The sequence below is a fragment of the Aeromonas sp. FDAARGOS 1408 genome (assembly GCF_019048665.1).
GTDB lineage: Bacteria > Pseudomonadota > Gammaproteobacteria > Enterobacterales > Aeromonadaceae > Aeromonas > Aeromonas dhakensis.
In genome coordinates this window covers 4661273-4679957 of record NZ_CP077394.1, presented here as the reverse complement: position 1 = coordinate 4679957, position 18685 = coordinate 4661273, and the positions used below count along the sequence as shown (strand labels likewise).

Below are 18685 nucleotides of genomic sequence, written 5' to 3'. Positions count from 1 at the left end.
AAACGGGGCAAGTTTACAATCCTGTTAACGAAATGAGAAGTAAAAAGGGCAGGCTCTGGGCCCGCCCTCTCACTTACAGGACCAGTCGACGGATGTCGGACAGCACGCCGTTCATGGTGGTGATGAAGCGGGCTCCATCGGCACCATCGATGACGCGGTGGTCGTAGCTCAGGGCCAGCGGCAGCATCAGACGCGGCGCGAACTCTTTGCCGTTCCACTTCGGCTTCATCTCGGACTTGGAGACGCCCAGGATGGCCACTTCCGGCGCGTTGACGATCGGGGTAAAGCTGGTACCACCGATGCCACCCAGGCTGGAGATGGTGAAGCAACCGCCCTGCATGTCGGCAGCGGTCAGCTTGCCGGCACGGGCCTTCTTGGAGATCTCGGCCAGATCGCGAGACAGCTCCATGATGCCCTTCTTGTTGACATCGCGCACCACGGGCACAACCAGACCGTTGGGGGTATCCACCGCCACACCGATGTGGATGTACTTCTTCATGATCAGCTTGCTGCCATCTTCGGACAGGGAGCTGCAGAAGCGCGGGTGAGCTTCCAGCGCCTTGGCGGCGGCTTTCAGGATGAACACCAGCGGGGTGATCTTCACGTCTGCCTTCTGCTTCTCGAGCATCGCGTTCTGCTCTTTGCGGAACGCTTCCAGCTCGGTGGTATCGGCTTCGTCGAACTGGGTGACATGGGGGATCATGACCCAGTTGCGGTGCAGGTTCGGACCAGAGATCTTCTGGATGCGGGTCAGATCGACCTCTTCCACATCACCGAACTTGCTGAAATCGACCTTCGGCCACGCCAGCACACTCATGCCGTTGCCGTTACCAGTACCTTGACCTGCAGCCGGAGCGGACTCGGCGCGCTTGACCGCATCCTTCACGTAGGCCTGCACGTCTTCTTTGACGATGCGACCCTTGCGACCGGAGGCTTTCACCTTGGCCAGGTTGACACCAAACTCGCGAGCCAGACGGCGTACCGCCGGAGAGGCGTGTACGTAGGCATCGTTGGCAACGAAGTCGGAGGCGGCAGCAGCCTGGGCAACCGGCGCAGGAGCAGCGGCAGCCGGAGCGGCAGCAACAGGTGCAGCGGCAGGAGCCGGAGCAGCCACGGCAGCCGGAGCGGCACCAGCCACTTCGAATACCATGATCAGGGAACCGGTGGAGACCTTGTCACCCGCCTTCACCTTGATCTCTTTGACCACACCGGCGAACGGCGCAGGCACTTCCATGGAGGCCTTGTCACCTTCCACGGCGATCAGGGACTGGTCGGCTTCAACCTTGTCACCCACGGCGACCATGATCTCGGTGACTTCGACTTCGTCGCCACCGATATCCGGTACATTGACCTCTTTGGCAGCGGCGGCAACCGGGGCAGCAGCCACGGGAGCGGCAGCCTGGGCCGGTGCAGCAGCAACGGCAGGAGCGGCGCCAGCCACTTCGAACACCATCACCAGGGAGCCGGTAGAGACCTTGGCGCCAGCGGCAACCTTGATCTCGACCACGCGGCCCGCGAACGGTGCCGGCACTTCCATGGAGGCCTTGTCACCTTCCACGGCTATGATGGACTGGTCGGCTTCAACCATGTCGCCCACGGCAACCATGATCTCGGTCACGTCCACTTCGTCGTCACCGATGTCCGGCACGTGCACGTCTTTGCGAGCGGCGGCAGCAGGAGCGGCGGCCGGTGCGGCTGCAACCGGTGCAGCGGCCTGGGCCGGCGCAGGTGCGGCAGCACCCTCGGCTTCGAAGATCATGATCTGGGAACCGGTGGCAACCTTGTCGCCCACCTTGATCAGGATCTCTTTGACGATACCGGCGGACGGGGCCGGGACTTCCATGGAGGCCTTGTCGCCTTCTACCGCGATGATGGACTGATCGAGTTCGACCTTGTCACCCACGGCCACCATGATCTCGGTGACTTCAACTTCATCGGCGCCGATATCCGGCACCATAATCTGTTTGGACATTGTACTTTATCCTCTTGCGTGCATCCGCGTGACCGACTGCTGTCACGCGTCTCTCGCGTTAACCTTTGCAAGGTCGTGCCGGGCAGCGAGTCCCGGCACGACACTTGATCCTCTTACGCGTACAGCGGGTTGACCTTGTCGGCATCGATGCCGTACTTGGCGATGGCCTCGGCCACAACCTGCTTGTCTACCTCGCCGCGCTTGGCCAGTTCGGTCAGGGCAGCAACCACTACGTAGAACTCGTTCACTTCGAAGTGACGACGCAGGTTGGCACGGCTGTCGGAACGGCCGTAACCGTCGGTACCCAGCACACGGTAGTTTTCGGTCGGCACGAAGGCACGCACCTGATCGGCGAAGGACTTCATGTAGTCGGTCGCGGCGATGGTGGCTTCGCTGCCCAGCACCTGAGCGATGTAGGGAACGCGAGCCTCGGCAGTCGGGTGCAGCATGTTCCAGCGATCCGCGTCCTGACCGTCACGAGCCAGCTCGTTGAAGGAGGTGACGCTGAACACGTCGGAACCAATGCCGTATTCGCTGGCCAGGATCTGGGCGGCGGTGCGCACGTGACCCAGGATGGAGCCACAACCCAGCAGCTGTACCTTGGCCTTGGTGCCGGCCACGGTTTCCAGCTTGTAGATACCCTTGCGGATGCCTTCCTCGGCGCCTTCCGGCATGGCCGGCATGGCGTAGTTCTCGTTCAGAGTGGTGATGTAGTAGAACACGTTCTCCGGGTTCTCACCGTACATGCGGCGCAGACCGTCCTGTACGATCACCGCTACTTCATAGGCGTAGGACGGGTCGTAGGAGACGCAGTTAGGGATGGTGTTGGCCAGGATGTGGCTGTGACCATCTTCGTGCTGCAGACCTTCGCCGTTCAGGGTAGTACGACCGGAGGTCGCACCCAGCAGGAAGCCACGGGCTTGCTGGTCACCGGCTGCCCACGCCATGTCGCCGATCCGCTGGAAGCCGAACATGGAGTAGTAGATGTAGAACGGGATCATCGGGCAATCGTTGGTGCTGTAAGAGGTCGCAGCAGCCAGCCAGGAGGACATGGCGCCCAGCTCGTTGATACCGTCTTGCAGAACCTGACCCTGCTTGTCTTCCTTGTAGTAGGAGACGATGTCGCGGTCTTGCGGGGTGTACTGCTGACCGTGCGGGCTGTAGATACCGATCTGGCGGAACAGGCCTTCCATACCGAAGGTACGAGCTTCGTCAGCCAGGATCGGCACGATGCGCTTGCCGATGGACTTGTCTTTCAACATCACGTTCAGGGAACGCACGAACGCCATGGTGGTGGAGATTTCACGCGCCTGTTCACCCAGCAGCGGACCGAAGGCATCCAGCGCCGGGATTTCCAGCTTGGTGGTGCTCTCGCGCAGACGGGTCGGAACATAACCCTTCAGAGCGGCACGACGGGCGTGCAGGTACTTGTGCTCTTCGGTACCCTCTTCGATCTTCAGGTACGGCAGGTTTTCCAGCTGCTCGTCGGTCACCGGCAGGTTGAAACGATCGCGCAGGTGACGCACTGAGCCCAGATCCATCTTCTTGACCTGGTGAGCGATGTTCTTGCCTTCGGCCGCTTCGCCCATGCCATAGCCCTTGATGGTCTTGGCCAGGATCACGGTCGGCTTGCCCTTGGTCTGTGCAGCCTTGGAGAAGGCGGCAAACAGTTTGCGAGGATCGTGACCACCGCGGTTCAGGGCGAAGATCTCCTCGTCGGTCATGTCTTTGACCAGCGCGGCGGTTTCCGGGTAACGGTTGAAGAAGTGCTCTCGCACGTAGCCGCCATCGCGGGACTTCATGGTCTGGTAGTCACCATCCACGGTCTCGTTCATCAGCTGGATCAGCTTGCCGGAAGTGTCTTTCTTCAGCAGCTCATCCCACTTGCGACCCCAGATAACCTTGGTGACGTCCCAGCCGGCGCCAGCGAACAGGCCTTCCAGCTCGTTGATGACCTTGCCGTTGCCGACAACCGGGCCATCCAGACGCTGCAGGTTGCAGTTGACCACGAACACCAGGTTGTCGAGCTTTTCACGCACGGCAACGGTCAGGGCGCCCTTGGCTTCCGGCTCGTCCATCTCGCCGTCACCCAGGAAGGCGTAAACGGTCTGCTCGGAGCAATCCTTGATGCCACGGTCGGTCAGGTACTTCAGGAAGCGGGCCTGATAGATGGCGGCGATGGGGCCCAGACCCATGGAGACGGTCGGGAACTGCCAGAATTCCGGCATCAGTTTCGGGTGCGGGTAGGAAGGGATACCCTTGCCATCCACTTCCTGACGGAAGTTGTCCAGCTGCTCTTCGGTCAGGCGACCTTCGGCAAATGCACGGGCGTAGATGCCCGGGGAGATGTGACCCTGGAAGTAAACCAGGTCGCCACCGTCTTTCTCGTTGCGGGCACGGAAGAAGTGGTTGTAGCAGACTTCGTAGATGGTCGCGGAAGAGGCGAAGGAAGACATGTGACCACCCAGGTCCAAGTCTTTCTTGGAGGCGCGCAGCACTATCATCATGGCGTTCCAGCGGATGATGGCGCGAATGCGGCGTTCCATCTCCAGGTCGCCCGGGTAAGCCGGCTCGTCGCTGGACGGGATGGTGTTGATGTAGTCGCGATTTGCCTTGGCAGCCACGTCCACACCGCTTGCGCGGGCTTTCTCGGCCAACTGTTCAAGGATGAACTGAGCGCGTTGCGGACCCTCTTCACGCAGCAGGGATTCCAGAGAGGCAAGCCACTCCAGCGTTTCTATCGGGTCCACATCGTTCTTCAGGATATCAGACATGGCTGGTTCCTATTATGTTGTGATTGCACGGCATTGCACGGCGAAGGGCGCAAGCATTCGACAATAAAGCCTTGTGGGATTAGTTTTCCTGCTGACGGATCCGACGCATGGATCGCTGGATCCGGCTGTCTTCCCTCTGCATATCCAACAAGGTGTCCTCGATAAAGGCCAGGTGCTCATGACAAGCTGCCCTGGCCCGCTCCGGAGCCCCCGACAGGATAGCCTCGATCAGATGCGCACGATGGCGACGGATCTTGGCGACCACTCCCGGACGGCGATTCAGAATTTCGTTATTGCGTAAAATGTTCTGCTCAAGCATGGGGCCCATGGCCCGCAGCAGATGCAACAGCACCACGTTGTGGGACGCCTCGGCCACCGCCAGATAGAACTGGGTGACGGCAGCGGATTCGGCTACCAGCGAGCCTTGCTGGCCAGCCTCCTCGATGGCTGATTGCACCTGACGGATCCGCTCGAAATCGGCTTCCGTTCCCCGCAATGCAGCATAGTAGGCACAGATGCCTTCCAGCGCATGGCGAAACTCCAGCAGGTCGTACTGGGCTTCCGGGTGGGTGCTGAGCAGCTCGAACAGGGGATCGGCGATCCCTTTGCTCAGGGCATTCTGTACGTAAGTGCCGCCGCCCTGACGACGATACAAGAGTCCTCTTGCCTCGAGGCGCTGGATGGCTTCGCGCAGCGAAGGGCGCGAAACCTGAAACTGGATGGCCAGTTCCCGCTCGGGCGGCAACTTCTGGCCCGGCTGCAAACTGCCTTCCAGAATCATCTGTTCCAGCTCGGCGACAATGGCGTCGGCCAACTTGGGTTGAGTAATCTTGAGATAGGGCATGAGGCTGCTTTGTTAAATTGGTATTACCAATTTCATGAATGGGGCGAAAATTAGCAGAGGGCATGGGAAAAGTCCACCCAAAAGATGATCTGAATCAAGAATCAACCTTGCCACTTAAGGGGTAAATAGAGGGATTTATGATTTGCCTCATAGAAATTGGTCAGACCAATATTTTTGACATGGCTCACAGGCAACATTTGATCAACAGCGAATAAAAATGGCCTGCCATAGAGGCAAGCCATTGTTTTAAAAACACAAACTTATTTTTAGAATATTTACTTAAAGTTGAGTGCCTGGCGATATCGCTGCCATTCGAAACTCTCACCCGGATCCGTCTTGCGCCCCGGCGCTATGTCGCAATGGCCGACGATGCGATCCGCCGTGATGGCGGGATAATGACTCGACAAGGTTCGGCTGAGCCCAACCAATACCTCATACTGTGCGTCCGTGTAGGGCAGTTCGTCGGTCCCTTCCAGCTCGATTCCGATGGAGAAGTCGTTGCACGCCTCCCGCCCCTGCCAGCTAGATACCCCGGCATGCCAGGCTCTGGCACCAAACGGCACATACTGCACCAGTTCACCATCGCGCCGGATCAAACAGTGGGCCGAGACCCGCAGCTGATGGATGTCGGCAAAGTAGGGGTGAGCCACGGGATCAAGCCGCCCCAGAAAAAGGTCATCGATGAAGGGTCCGCCGAACTCGCCTGGCGGCAGGCTGATGCCATGCACCACCAGCAGAGAGATGTCGCTCGGGCTGGCCCGCTCGTTGTGGTGGGGAGAGGGCACCTTGCGAGCCTCCCGGCACCAGCCGGCGGCGTCGATGGAAAACGTGAGGTCAGGATGGGTCATCGGCTACTCGATACGAGTTGAGGGGAAAAGCGCGATCCGGGCCGGCATCTTGTCACCAAGCCGCTGAATCAGTGGAAAATTGTGTGTTAGGCTGGGTCATCTTTGGCTCGATGTGGATGAGGTATGCAGCAAACGGCGCGCTGGTTCTGGCTACTGGCCTGGCTCTCTTTGATGGGCCTGCTGACCCTCTACTTCCACTCCCGCACCCAACCGAGTGTCACCAGCAGCGGCGAACTCCTGCTGAGGGCCGACCAGAGCGGCCACTATCGACTGGAGGGTGCCATCAACGGCCAGCCGGTGCAACTGCTGCTCGATACCGGCGCAACGCTCATCACAGTGCCGCAACGGGTCGCCGAGCGGCTCGGCCTGACCGCCCACGGCAGCAGCCAGGTGAATACGGCAGCCGGGTATATCCGGGTCGGCAACGGCACCATCGAAACGCTGGCGATGGGACCATTGACCTTGTACGATCTGGCCATCTTTATCAACCCGGCGGCGGCTGGCGACGAGGTGCTGGTAGGCATGAATGCCCTCGGCCGGCTGGAGCTGGTTCAAAAGGAGCGGCAATTGCTGCTCAGACCTTTGCAGGAATAAAGGCATGCTACAACAGGACATCCGTCGCGCCGTGCGCGCCGCATTACTCGAAGACTTGGGCGACGCCCTCACCGCGCTGGACCAACCGGATGCCAGCGCCGATATCACGGCCCAGCTGATCCCGGCAGATCGCGTCTCGATGGCCCGAGTCATCACCCGCGAAGCCGGCGTCTTCTGCGGCCAGCCCTGGGTAGATGAAGTATTCACCCAACTTGGCGGCGATGTGCAAGTGGAGTGGCTGGTGCAGGATGGTGAAGTGCTCGCCCCCAATCAGGAGCTGTTCCGTCTGCACGGCCCGGCTCGCACCCTGCTGACCGGCGAGCGCAATGCGCTGAACTTCGTGCAGACCCTCTCCGGCGTCGCCACCCTCACCGCCCGCTACGTGGCCGAGCTGGCAGGCACAGATTGCCGCCTGCTCGACACCCGCAAGACCCTGCCCGGCCTTCGCAGCGCCCAGAAATATGCGGTCACCTGCGGCGGCGGCAAGAACCACCGCATCGGCCTCTATGACGCCTATCTCATCAAAGAGAACCATATTCTCGCCTGTGGTGGCATAGCGCAGGCCATTGCCGAGGCTCGCCGGCTCAACCCGGGCAAACCGGTGGAAGTCGAGGTCGAATCCCTGGCCGAGCTGGCACAGGCATTGGCCGCTCACGCCGATATCGTGATGCTGGACAACTTCGACGTGCCCATGATGCGCGAGGCCGTTGCACTCAATCAGGGGCGGGCCAAGCTGGAGGTCTCCGGCAACGTCACACTGGATACCTTGGCCGAATATGCGGCTACCGGTGTCGACTTCATTTCGGTCGGTGCCCTGACCAAACATGTGCGGGCCCTGGATCTCTCGATGCGTTTTATCTAGCCGAAGGGCGTTCACCATGCCCCGTCGGGCCGGTGACATATAACAAGATGAAGGACTTGCAAAAGGCGCCATGGGCGCCTTTTCTTTAAGGCAGGATCCCTCGGCAAAGGAGTGTGAGATGGACCCATCCCCGCCAGCTACAAAGAGTCGATAGGGGCTCTTCATCCATGATTTATATCAAATTTTTCGCAAATGACAGAAAGATTGTTAACAAAGACCCCGACCTCTGTTGCCAAGTCGGACAGCTCGGATAAGATACTGACGTGTGGATAGTTTTCCACCGGCACTTCCCAGGAACCAAGGACAAAAAGGATATTTGAAATGAAGAAACAATCAGGCTTTACCCTTATCGAATTGATGATCGTGGTCGCGATCGTCGCCATCTTGGCCGCCATTGCGCTACCGGCGTATCAGAACTACACCAAAAAAGCGAAAATGACTGAGGTTGCGTCAGCTACAGGTAAGTACAAAACAGCGATCGAGGTCTGTGTGCAAACCAATGGTACTGGGTGTGTTCTTGCCAACATTCAAAGTGGTGCAGTCACACAAGGCAATGTCACCACTACTGTGGCTGGTGGCGGAACTACTGCATGGACAATCACATCAGCCCCCACAGCGAGTGCTGCTGCCGGGACTCTCTCCCCATTGGTAACTGGTGACACCTACACACTGACAAGTTCCACACCAAGCAATTCCGATCCGCTGACATGGACAGGTTCCTGCTCAGCTACTGCGACAGATTACTGCCCAGGTAAGTGATGACATCATCACCTCATAGCGGCCTGGCGTTAAGCCTGGCCGCCTCTTCCCTGCTCAGTGAGTCCGACTCACAGCGCTATCTGAGCCAGGCCAAGGCGCAGCGCAAGCCCTTTGTGACCTTTCTGATCGAGAACGAAATCCTCGACAGCAAGGCGCTGGCCGACTTCTGCGAGCTGGAATATGGGGTACCTCTGCTGGATCTTGCCGCCTTCGACCTGGCCGAGATCCCGCAGAAGTACCTCAATCAGAAGCTGATTGAGAAACACCATGTGCTGCCCATCTACACCCAGGGCCACACCCTCTATATCGCCATGTCCGACCCGACCAATGTGTCGGCACTGGAGGATTTTGGCTTCAGCTTCGGGCTGCACACCGAGGCCTTGCTGGTCGAGGAGAACAAGCTGACCGCCGCCATCAGCAAGCTGATGGAGAGCGATCAGGACGCCCTTGGCATGGAGGAGATCGACGAGTCCGAGATTTCCGAGCTGGAAGTGTCTGACGAGGGGTCACGACTCGACGAGAGCGTCAACACGGCGGACGATGACGCCCCCATCGTCAAATACATCAACAAGATCATGATGGATGCCATCAAGCGCGGTGCATCCGACCTCCACTTCGAGCCCTATGAGACCAAGTACCGTATTCGCTTTCGGATAGACGGGATCCTGCATGAGGTAGCAACGCCGCCGGTCAATCTGGCCAACCGCTTCTCGGCCCGACTCAAGGTGATGGCGCGCCTGGACATTGCCGAACGGCGGCTGCCCCAGGATGGCCGCATCAAATTGAAAATGTCGCGCAACAAGTCGATGGACATGCGGGTCAACACCCTGCCTACCATGTGGGGCGAGAAGATCGTTATCCGTCTGCTCGACTCTTCCGCTGCGCGCCTCAATATCGAGCAGCTCGGCTTTGACGATCGGCAGAAGGCGCAATATCTGCGTGCGCTCTCGAAGCCTCAGGGCATGATCCTGGTGACCGGCCCGACCGGTTCGGGCAAGACGGTGTCGCTCTACACCGGCCTGAACATTCTCAACACCACAGAAGTGAATATTTCGACCGCCGAAGACCCAGTGGAGATCAACCTGCCAGGGGTCAATCAGGTACAGGTCAACCCCAAGGCCGGGCTCACCTTCGCCAGTGCCCTGCGCTCCTTCCTGCGCCAGGATCCCGATGTGGTGATGGTCGGGGAAATACGGGATCTTGAAACCGCCGAGATCGCCATCAAGGCGGCACAAACCGGCCACCTGGTGCTCTCCACATTGCACACCAACTCGGCGGCCGAAACACTGACCCGGATGATGAACATGGGGGTGCCCGCCTTCAACATCGCCTCCTCGGTTACCCTGATCATGGCACAGCGACTGGCACGCAAGCTGTGTGACCACTGCAAGGCCCCCGAAGTGGTGCCGGAGGCTGAACTGCTGGAGTTGGGGTTCACCCAACAGCAGCTGGCCGCAGGCTTGCGGCTGTTCAAGCCGGTTGGTTGCAAGGAGTGTTCGGGCGGCTACAAGGGGCGGGTCGGCATCTACGAGATCCTGTTGATGTCAGAAAATATTGCAAAATTGATCATGCAGGGAGCCAACTCCATGCAAATTGCGGCCATTGCCCAGAAGGAGGGCATGCGCACCTTGCGTACCTCCGGTCTTGAGAAGGCCCGACTGGGGGTGACCAGCCTGGCCGAGATAAACCGGGTAACAACCAACTGACAGAGTCTATCGCTCAGCCGATTCATCCAGGTGCCGCCGGCCCTGGCGATTTCCATCAGGCCGAGGCTGCTTCTCTTAGCGACAAGCAAGCCGGGCCCCATTGCAGGACGCAGTGATGGCAACGCTAACCCAGAAACAGAATGCCCCCAAGAAAGTCTTCGCCTTTCGCTGGAGCGGGGTGAACCGCAAGGGCCAGAAGGTCTCCGGCGAGCTGCAGGCCGACAGCATCAACACGGTCAAGGCCGAGCTGCGCAAGCAGGGCGTCAACGTCACCAAGGTGAGCAAGAAGAGCCAGGGGCTCTTCTCCAAGGGCGGCGCCAAGATCAAGCCGATGGACATTGCCGTCGTCTCCCGCCAGATCACCACCATGCTGTCAGCCGGCGTACCTCTGGTCCAGAGCCTGCAGATCATCGCTCGCAGCCACGAGAAGGCGGCCATGCGCGAGCTGATGGGCCAGATAGCCGCCGATGTGGAGACCGGTACCCCCATGTCCGAGGCGCTGCGCCGCCATCCCCGCCACTTCGATGCACTCTATTGTGATCTAGTTGAGGCGGGCGAGCAGTCCGGCGCCCTGGAGACCATCTACGACCGCATCGCGACTTATCGCGAAAAGTCCGAAGCGCTCAAATCCAAGATCAAGAAGGCCATGTTCTACCCCACCATGGTCATCCTGGTGGCCATTGTCGTCACCTCCATTCTGCTGCTATTCGTCATTCCACAGTTTGAGGACATCTTCAAGAGTTTCGGCGCCGAACTGCCCGCCTTTACCCAGTTCGTCATCGGCATCTCCCGCTTCATGCAGAACTGGTGGTATATGATCTTTGGCGGGGTTGCACTCGCCATCTTCCTCTACGTGCGAGCCTGGCGTGCCTCGCAGAAAGTCAGAGACAACACCGACAAGTTCATTCTGACCATCCCGGTGGTCGGCATGATATTGCACAAGGCCGCCATGGCCCGCTTCGCCCGCACCCTCTCCACCACCTTTTCTGCCGGTATCCCGCTGGTGGATGCCCTGATCTCCGCCGCAGGCGCCTCCGGCAACTATGTCTATCGCACCGCCGTCATGGCCATTCGCAACGAGGTGGTGGCCGGCATGCAGATCAACGTGGCCATGCGCACCGTGGATCTCTTCCCCGACATGGTGATCCAGATGGTGATGATTGGCGAGGAGTCAGGCGCCATCGATGATATGCTCTCCAAGGTCGCCACCATCTTCGAACAGGAGGTGGACGATCTGGTCGACGGCCTCACCAGCCTGCTGGAACCTCTCATCATGGTGGTGCTGGGGGTACTGGTCGGTGGCATGGTGGTCGCCATGTACCTGCCCATCTTCAAACTGGGGTCGGTCATCCACTGACCCCCAACCAATCCGGAACCCGATGTTGCTGATCACTGACGTTTTTCACAGCCTGCCCTGGCTCTATTTTTCGCTGGTATTCCTCTTCTCCCTGATGATCGGCAGTTTTCTCAACGTGGTGATCCATCGCCTGCCCATCATGCTGGAACGGGAGTGGCAGGCCGAATACCTCAGCTATTTCAACCCAGAGACACAACTGCAACAGGAAGAACGCTACAACCTGATGGTGCCGCGTTCTGCCTGCCCCCATTGCGGCCACGCCATCACGGCCATGGAGAATATCCCCCTGCTCAGCTGGCTCTGGCTCAAGGGTCGCTGCCGTGAATGTCAGGCCCCCATCTCGGCCCGTTATCCGCTGGTGGAGCTGCTGACCGCCCTGCTCTCGCTGGTCGTCGCCGCAACATTCCCACCGGGCTGGGGCTTGCTGGCCGCCCTGCTGCTCACCTGGGTGCTGGTGGCGCTCACTTTCATCGACCTGGACAAGATGCTGCTGCCGGATCAGCTGACCCTGCCACTGCTGTGGGGCGGCCTGCTGTTCAATCTGGCAGGGGGATTCGTTCCGTTGGCCGATGCGGTGATCGGTGCCATGGCCGGCTATCTGGTGCTCTGGAGCCTCTACTGGGCCTTCAAGCTGCTCACCGGCAAGGAAGGGATGGGCTACGGCGACTTCAAGCTGCTGGCGGCGTTGGGGGCCTGGCTGGGTTGGCATGCCCTGCCCATCGTATTGCTGCTCTCCTCCCTGGTCGGCGCCATCATAGGGATAAGTCTCATCCTGCTGCGCAACCACCATCAGGGCAAACCCATCCCCTTCGGGCCCTACCTGGCCATCGCCGGCTGGATCGCGCTGCTGTGGGGCGATACCATCACCCGCTGGTACCTCACGACGTTTCTCTGATCAAAGGCAGCACTGACCCATGTATGTAGTCGCAATTACTGGCGGGATTGGCAGCGGCAAGACCACGGTTGCCAATCAGTTTGCCGAGCTGGGCATCGAAGTAGTGGATGCGGACATCATCGCCCGCGAGGTAGTGGAACCCGGCACCCCAGCCCTGGCCGCCATCGCCGCCCATTTTGGCGCAAACGTCATCGCCCCCGATGGCCGGCTCGATCGCCGCCAGCTGCGTGAGCGGGTCTTCACTAACCCGCAGGTCAAGGGCTGGCTCAACGCCCTGCTCCATCCCCTCATTCGCAGCGAGATGCAGCGCCAGTGCGCGGCCGCGCGCTCCCCCTATTGCCTGCTGGTGGTGCCCCTGCTAGTGGAAAACCGGCTCACCGCACTGGCCAACCGGGTACTGGTGATCGACGTGGACGAAGCGACCCAGATTGAGCGTACCTGTCGCCGGGACGGCGTGAGCCGGGAGCAGGCTGAGGCCATCCTGGCCGCCCAGGCGAGCCGGACCGAGCGGCTGGCGGCAGCCGACGATGTGCTGGACAACCAGAACGGCACACCCGAGGCAATAAAGAGCCGAATTTTCGCGCTGCACGAGACATATCTGGCATTTGCCTCTCAACAAGCCCGCCAACTGTGAGTACACTAGGCCGGTTTATGGCTGGCCAGGATTAGGCATGATTTACGATTTTCCCCTCAATGAAAAAAGCCGGACCTATCTTCGTCTGGAGTCCCTGTTTTCCCAGATCCGCGACAATCTGGAGAGCGACCAGCCCTGGGCACACATCGCCTTTTTCAAGGGCCTGTTCGACCTGCAGGAGTTGCTGGAGCGCGGTGACCTGCGCGCCGACCTGATTAAAGACCTGGAGCGCCTCAGCCAGCGCCTGAGCCACTGGGCCAGCCTGCCAGATGTCGACCTGGAGCAGATCAACCTGATGCAGCAGGAGAGCACCCAGCTCTCCCGCAACTTGCTGAGTGCACCGCGTCCCGGTGCCCGTCTGAAAGAAGATCGCCTGCTTGGATCCATCCGCCAGCGCTTCTCCATCCCGGGCGGGTTGTGCGCCTTCGACGTGCCGCAACTGCACCACTGGCTTGCCACCCCGGCCATCACGCGCCATCAGCAGATGCAGCTGTGGCTGAGCGACATCAACCTGTTGATGAACGCCATCTCCCTGCTGCTGCGCCTGTGGCGTGAATCCGGCAACTTCAGCGAACAGGTGGCCGTCAACGGCTTCTTCCAGGATACCGCCGAGAGTGCCGAGCTGATCCGCATTCGCCTGAGTGACACCCAGCAGTGCTACCCGACCCTGAGCGGCCACAAGAACCGGTTCGCCCTGCGCTTTTTGCCGACCGCAGAGCAGCAGATCGGTGACGTGCCCTTCCAGCTGGCCTGCTGCTAAGGAGCATCCATGGTGACCAAGGTAAAGTGCCCGACCTGCCAGACCGAGCTGGAGTGGGGCCCGCAAAGCCCGTTTCGCCCGTTCTGCAGCAAGCGCTGCCAGCTGATCGATCTCGGCGAGTGGGCCGACGAGGAGAAGCGGATCCCGGGGGAAATAGACCCGGAGCTGCTGCCCTACCCCGAAGAGGGGGAGCAGTGGCAATAAGCCAGCAAGCAAAAAGGGCCGATACGGCCCTTTTTATTTTGGTATGCACTGCGGCTCACATCAGCCCTGTGCGGCCAGCGATGCCTGCAGGCGCGTCACGATCGGGCCATTGGCGTCGGGAAAGTGGTACTCATGCAGCGAGGCCAGCGGCACCCAGCGACACTCCTGCCCCTCCTTGCCAAACGGCTCGCCGCTGAAGCGGGTCACCTTCCAGATATCCAGCAGTACCTGCTTGTCCGGGTAGTCGTGATGCAGCTCCATGAAGGGAGCACAATCCTGTACCCGGATCCCGATCTCTTCCCACAGCTCCCTGTCCAACGCGGTGAGCAGATCCTCTCCGGCTTCCACCTTGCCGCCGGGGAATTCCCAGCGATCCCCCTGATGACGATCGGCGGAGCGTCTGGCGATGAAGATATCGCCCCGTTCGTTCTCGATGACGCCGACCGCCACCCAGATCCGTTTCTTCTGTTCCATCATTGTCCTCAGCGTAAACATGGCGAACGGGCAATCCAGGGCGCCAGCCGGCGGGCCTGTGTTTCCCCTTGTGCCGTAAAGATATCCTGCCCCACATGCTCGCTCCCGTCCGGGGCGGGCAGCGGCCAGGGGATGGCGCCAGACGGCGTGAAGCAGCGGTCATGCACCAGACAGCTCTGCGAGAGATAACCCCAGAGCCGGTCGCGCAAAAACCACTGGTCGATATTCGGCGTCTCCATGACGTCCGGCTGATAGGCTTCGAGCAGGGGCGCCAGTGGCGGCAACACACCGGCCACTCCACCCCACATACCCGCCAGCACCAGATCGGTATGACTCCACCAATCGCGCATGATATGAAACCAGCGCGTCGATGCAAGCCACTCCTGTACCGCCAGCCGCTCGCGTACACCCGGTACCGAATCCACATCCCGCACCAGAAAGCGTCCCACCCGCGGATCGTTGGCTACCTGAAAGCGCCAGCAGAGGCGCCGACCCAAAGATTGACCGGCGGGTTGCAGCAACAGCTCGGCCCCCAGTTCGCGCAGTGCAGCGAGCAGCTCGGCGGGCACGCTCTCATCCACGTAGAAACGCACCCGCCAACCCGGATAGAGATAGGCGGCCGCCAGCACATTGTCGATGGCGCCCCGCAGGTAACGAGGGGCACTGCCCCACAGCGAGAAGGCGATGACATCCGGTTTGTCTGCCGCCAGCCAGGCCGACGGTGCGACTGCCGGCAGAGCCCAGTCTGACGGCGCCTTGTCGCTCACCCGAGCCTTTAGCTCCAGCGAGCGGGTTCCCGCCACGGCAGCCTCGGCGTGGCGCTCCAGCTTGGCCAGCGAGGCGCAGAGAGCATCCAGCGCATGGAAGTCGTCGGGGAGACGCTGCAACAGGATCTGCAGCCGCGCCACCGCCTGTTCGTATTGACCGGACCGTGACAGACAAGAGCAGAGGTTGCGCAGCACCTCGTCGTTGCCAGGTTCGGCCTTGTGAGCCATCTCCAGTACCTGGGCCGCCGACGCCGGGTCACCGCACAAAAAGAGGTAATAGGCAAACTGCAGCTGCAGAGCCACCGGCTTGACCGCGTTGGCATTGAGTCTCGCCAGCAGTTGCTGGATGGCACCCTGACGCTGGCCAGCCAGCCAGCTGGTGTGGGCCGCGGCATCCCAGCCCGTCGGCATCTTGCTCATTACGCTTCTCCTCCCTTGCCAGAAATGAATGCACCGCCCGGAGGCGGTGCATCATGGTCATGGCGCTATCAGGTCAACTGACCGTGGCAGTGCTTGTATTTCTTGCCGGAGCCACAGGGGCAGGGATCGTTGCGCCCCACCTTCTGCTCGTCCCGCACGAAGGTGACCGGGCCCGCTTCGGCCTGCTCTTCATCGGCCAGCTGGTTGTCGGCCGTCGCGTGGGTGTAGGTACGGGGAGCGGCTTCGGCCTGCTGGCGCTGCTGCTCTTCCATCGCCTCCACGTCGCGCTCCTGCACCTGTACCCGGCTCAGGATGCTGACCACGTCGCGCTTGAGGGTCTCCAGCATCTGGGTGAACAGATCGAAGGACTCGCGCTTGTACTCCTGCTTGGGGTTCTTCTGGGCGTAACCGCGCAGATGGATGCCCTGACGCAGGTGATCCATGGCCGCCAGATGCTCTTTCCACAGGCCGTCCAGGGTCTGCAGCATGACCGCCTTCTCGAAGTTGCGCAGCACCTCTTTACCAACCAGCTCTTCCTTGTGGGTATAGAGCTTGGTGGCTTCATCCAGGATGCGCTCGCGCAGCTTCTCTTCATACAGCTTGTCGTCTTCCGCCAGCCACTGCTGCAGCGGCAGATCCAGCGCGAAGTCGGACTTCAGGCGGGCTTCCAGACCCGGCACGTCCCACATCTCTTCCAGAGACTGGGGCGGGATGTACTCGTCGATGATGGCGCCGTAGACGTCGTCACGGATGACGTGGATGGTCTCGGAGATGTCGCTGGTGTCCAGCAGCTCGTTGCGCTGCTCATAGACCACCTTGCGCTGGTCGTTGGCCACGTCGTCAAATTCCAGCAGGCTCTTGCGGATGTCGAAGTTGCGACCTTCCACCTTGCGCTGGGCGTTCTCGATGGCCTTGGTCACCCAGGGGTGCTCGATGGCTTCGCCCTCTTCCATGCCCAGCTTCTTCATCATGCCGGTCACGCGATCGGAGGCGAAGATCCGCATCAAGGTATCTTCCATGGAGAGGTAGAAGCGAGAGGAGCCCGGGTCACCCTGACGACCGGAACGGCCGCGCAGCTGGTTGTCGATACGACGGGATTCGTGACGCTCGGTACCGATAATGTGCAGACCGCCGGCGGCCAGCACCGCATCGTGGCGCACCTGCCAGGCGGCCTTCAGTTCGGCGATCTGCTCTTCGGTCGGGTTCTCCAGCTGGGCGATTTCCGCTTGCCAGTTGCCACCCAGCACTATGTCGGTACCACGACCGGCCATGTTGGTGGCGATGGTGACGGCGCCGGTCTGGCCAGCCTGGGCAACGATCTCCGCCTCCATGGCGTGGAACTTGGCGTTCAACACCTTGTGCGGGATCTTCTCCTTGGTCAGGATGCCGGAGAGCAGCTCGGAGTTCTCGATGGAGACGGTACCGACCAGCACCGGCTGGCCGCGTTCGACGCAACCACGGATGTCTTCGATGATGGCGGCATACTTCTCGTTGGCGGTCAGGTAGACCAGATCGCCCATGTCCTTGCGCACCATCGGCTTGTTGGTCGGGATAACCACGGTATCCAGGCCATAAATCTGCTGGAATTCAAAGGCTTCGGTATCGGCAGTACCCGTCATGCCCGCCAGCTTGTCGTACAGACGGAAGTAGTTCTGGAAGGTGATGGAGGCCAGCGTCTGGTTCTCGTTCTGGATCTTGACCCCTTCCTTCGCCTCGACCGCCTGGTGCAGACCGTCGGACCAGCGACGACCCGGCATGGTACGGCCGGTGTGCTCGTCGACGATGACGATCTCGTCCTTCTGGACTATGTAGTCGACGTTGCGTTCAAACAGGGTGTGCGCACGCAGGCCGGCGTTGACGTGGTGCAGCAGGCTGATGTTGGTGGCGGAGAACAGGGAGTCGTCTTCGGCCAGCAGCCCCTCTTTCTTGAGCAGCTCTTCCACGAAGATCTGGCCGTTTTCGGTCAGCAGCGCCTGACGGTTCTTCTCGTCCACCGTGTAGTGGCCGTCGCCGGTGTACTCTTCAGAGTCTTCTTTGTCCTGCTTCACCAGCAGCGGGATCAGCTTGTTGACGCGGATATAGAGCTCGGAGCTGTCTTCGGCCGGGCCGGAGATGATGAGCGGGGTACGGGCTTCATCGATGAGCACCGAGTCCACCTCATCCACCAGCGCGTAGTTGAGCGGACGCTGCACGCGCTGCTCGGGCGAGAACGCCATGTTGTCGCGCAGGTAGTCGAAACCGAATTCGTTGTTGGTACCGTAGGTGATGTCGGCAGCGTAGGCGTCGCGCTTCTGGGACGCATCCATGCCAGGCACGTTGCAGTCGACCGTCATGCCGAGGAAGGCAAACAGCGGGCGGTTCGCCTCGGCGTCACGCTTGGCCAGATAGTCGTTCACCGTCACCACGTGCACACCGCGGCCGCTCAGGGCATTCAGGTAGGCCGGCAGGGTGGCGGTGAGGGTTTTACCTTCACCCGTTTTCATTTCGGCGATACGGTTGGAGTTCAGCACCATGCCGCCGATCAGCTGCACGTCGAAATGACGCATGCCGAACACCCGACGGGAGGCTTCACGCACGGTGGCAAAGGCCTCCGGCAGCAGCTGCTCCAGCGTCTCACCCTGCTCCAGACGCTGACGATACTCGGCCGTCTTGGCCTGCAGCTGTGCATCGGACAGAGCTTCGAACTGCGGCTCCATCGCGTTGATCTGTTTTACAATTTTACGCAAAGCCTTGAGCGTTCTGTCGTTCCGGCTGCCGATAATCTTGGTAAGCAGTGTGCTAATCATGGGTACCAACTATTTCTGGTTATATAAGC

16 protein-coding genes are annotated in these 18685 nt (G+C 60.5%); 9 read left to right on the top strand and 7 right to left on the bottom strand.

Annotation, left to right across the window (positions count from 1 at the left end; genetic code table 11):
• Positions 1–73 precede the first annotated feature (73 nt).
• From aceF to ampD, 4 genes are all read right to left on the bottom strand, one after another.
• Positions 74–1972 carry a pyruvate dehydrogenase complex dihydrolipoyllysine-residue acetyltransferase gene (gene aceF / locus I6L38_RS21695; protein WP_017766425.1) on the bottom strand — a complete coding sequence of 633 codons (1899 nt, stop codon included), beginning with the start codon at positions 1970–1972 and terminating at the stop codon, positions 74–76.
• Positions 1973–2085: 113 nt separating this feature from the next.
• Complete coding sequence (gene aceE / locus I6L38_RS21690) at positions 2086–4746, bottom strand: pyruvate dehydrogenase (acetyl-transferring), homodimeric type (RefSeq protein WP_005305627.1); 2661 nt, start codon at positions 4744–4746, stop codon at positions 2086–2088.
• Between the two features lie 79 nt (positions 4747–4825).
• Positions 4826–5590, bottom strand: coding sequence for a pyruvate dehydrogenase complex transcriptional repressor PdhR (gene pdhR, locus I6L38_RS21685; protein ID WP_005305630.1), 765 nt, complete (start codon positions 5588–5590; stop codon positions 4826–4828).
• 275 nt (positions 5591–5865) lie between these two features.
• Positions 5866–6438 (bottom strand): 1,6-anhydro-N-acetylmuramyl-L-alanine amidase AmpD, encoded by a 573-nt coding sequence (gene ampD, locus I6L38_RS21680; protein ID WP_017782450.1) that lies wholly within the window; start codon positions 6436–6438, stop codon positions 5866–5868.
• A 123-nt stretch (positions 6439–6561) separates the two neighbouring features.
• Here ampD and I6L38_RS21675 point away from each other — a divergent pair, with 123 nt between their 5' ends.
• From I6L38_RS21675 to yacG, 9 genes are all read left to right on the top strand, one after another.
• The gene (locus tag I6L38_RS21675; protein ID WP_017782449.1) at positions 6562–7032 is read left to right on the top strand and encodes a TIGR02281 family clan AA aspartic protease; all 471 of its coding nucleotides are present in this window, start codon (positions 6562–6564) and stop codon (positions 7030–7032) included.
• A gap of 4 nt (positions 7033–7036) precedes the next feature.
• Entirely contained in the window at positions 7037–7894 is an 858-nt protein-coding gene (gene nadC / locus I6L38_RS21670) for a carboxylating nicotinate-nucleotide diphosphorylase (protein WP_216988922.1), read from the top strand.
• 321 nt (positions 7895–8215) lie between these two features.
• On the top strand, positions 8216–8653 hold the full coding sequence (locus tag I6L38_RS21665; protein WP_216988921.1) for a prepilin-type N-terminal cleavage/methylation domain-containing protein: 438 nt from the start codon (positions 8216–8218) through the stop codon (positions 8651–8653).
• The gene (tapB, locus tag I6L38_RS21660) at positions 8653–10359 is read left to right on the top strand and encodes a PilB family type IVa pilus assembly ATPase TapB (protein ID WP_216988920.1); all 1707 of its coding nucleotides are present in this window, start codon (positions 8653–8655) and stop codon (positions 10357–10359) included. The genes I6L38_RS21665 and tapB overlap by 1 nt, the downstream gene beginning before the upstream one ends.
• A gap of 115 nt (positions 10360–10474) precedes the next feature.
• Positions 10475–11716: a type II secretion system F family protein gene (locus tag I6L38_RS21655; protein ID WP_216988919.1), complete on the top strand. Its 1242-nt coding sequence runs from the start codon at positions 10475–10477 to the stop codon at positions 11714–11716.
• A 22-nt stretch (positions 11717–11738) separates the two neighbouring features.
• Positions 11739–12611 carry an A24 family peptidase gene (locus I6L38_RS21650; RefSeq protein ID WP_216988918.1) on the top strand — a complete coding sequence of 291 codons (873 nt, stop codon included), beginning with the start codon at positions 11739–11741 and terminating at the stop codon, positions 12609–12611.
• Between the two features lie 19 nt (positions 12612–12630).
• Entirely contained in the window at positions 12631–13245 is a 615-nt protein-coding gene (gene coaE, locus I6L38_RS21645) for a dephospho-CoA kinase (RefSeq protein WP_216988917.1), read from the top strand.
• 37 nt (positions 13246–13282) lie between these two features.
• Positions 13283–14005 carry a cell division protein ZapD gene (gene zapD / locus I6L38_RS21640; RefSeq protein WP_043171619.1) on the top strand — a complete coding sequence of 241 codons (723 nt, stop codon included), beginning with the start codon at positions 13283–13285 and terminating at the stop codon, positions 14003–14005.
• Between the two features lie 9 nt (positions 14006–14014).
• Positions 14015–14209 carry a DNA gyrase inhibitor YacG gene (yacG, locus tag I6L38_RS21635; RefSeq protein ID WP_005305661.1) on the top strand — a complete coding sequence of 65 codons (195 nt, stop codon included), beginning with the start codon at positions 14015–14017 and terminating at the stop codon, positions 14207–14209.
• 60 nt (positions 14210–14269) lie between these two features.
• On the opposite strand, the gene mutT is transcribed toward yacG, so the two are convergent.
• The 3 genes from mutT to secA form a co-directional block, all read right to left on the bottom strand.
• Positions 14270–14683, bottom strand: coding sequence for an 8-oxo-dGTP diphosphatase MutT (gene mutT / locus I6L38_RS21630; protein ID WP_005305665.1), 414 nt, complete (start codon positions 14681–14683; stop codon positions 14270–14272).
• 8 nt (positions 14684–14691) lie between these two features.
• Positions 14692–15870: a tetratricopeptide repeat protein gene (locus I6L38_RS21625; protein WP_043171621.1), complete on the bottom strand. Its 1179-nt coding sequence runs from the start codon at positions 15868–15870 to the stop codon at positions 14692–14694.
• 68 nt (positions 15871–15938) lie between these two features.
• Positions 15939–18656, bottom strand: coding sequence for a preprotein translocase subunit SecA (gene secA, locus I6L38_RS21620; protein WP_201879848.1), 2718 nt, complete (start codon positions 18654–18656; stop codon positions 15939–15941).
• Positions 18657–18685: the final 29 nt, after the last annotated feature.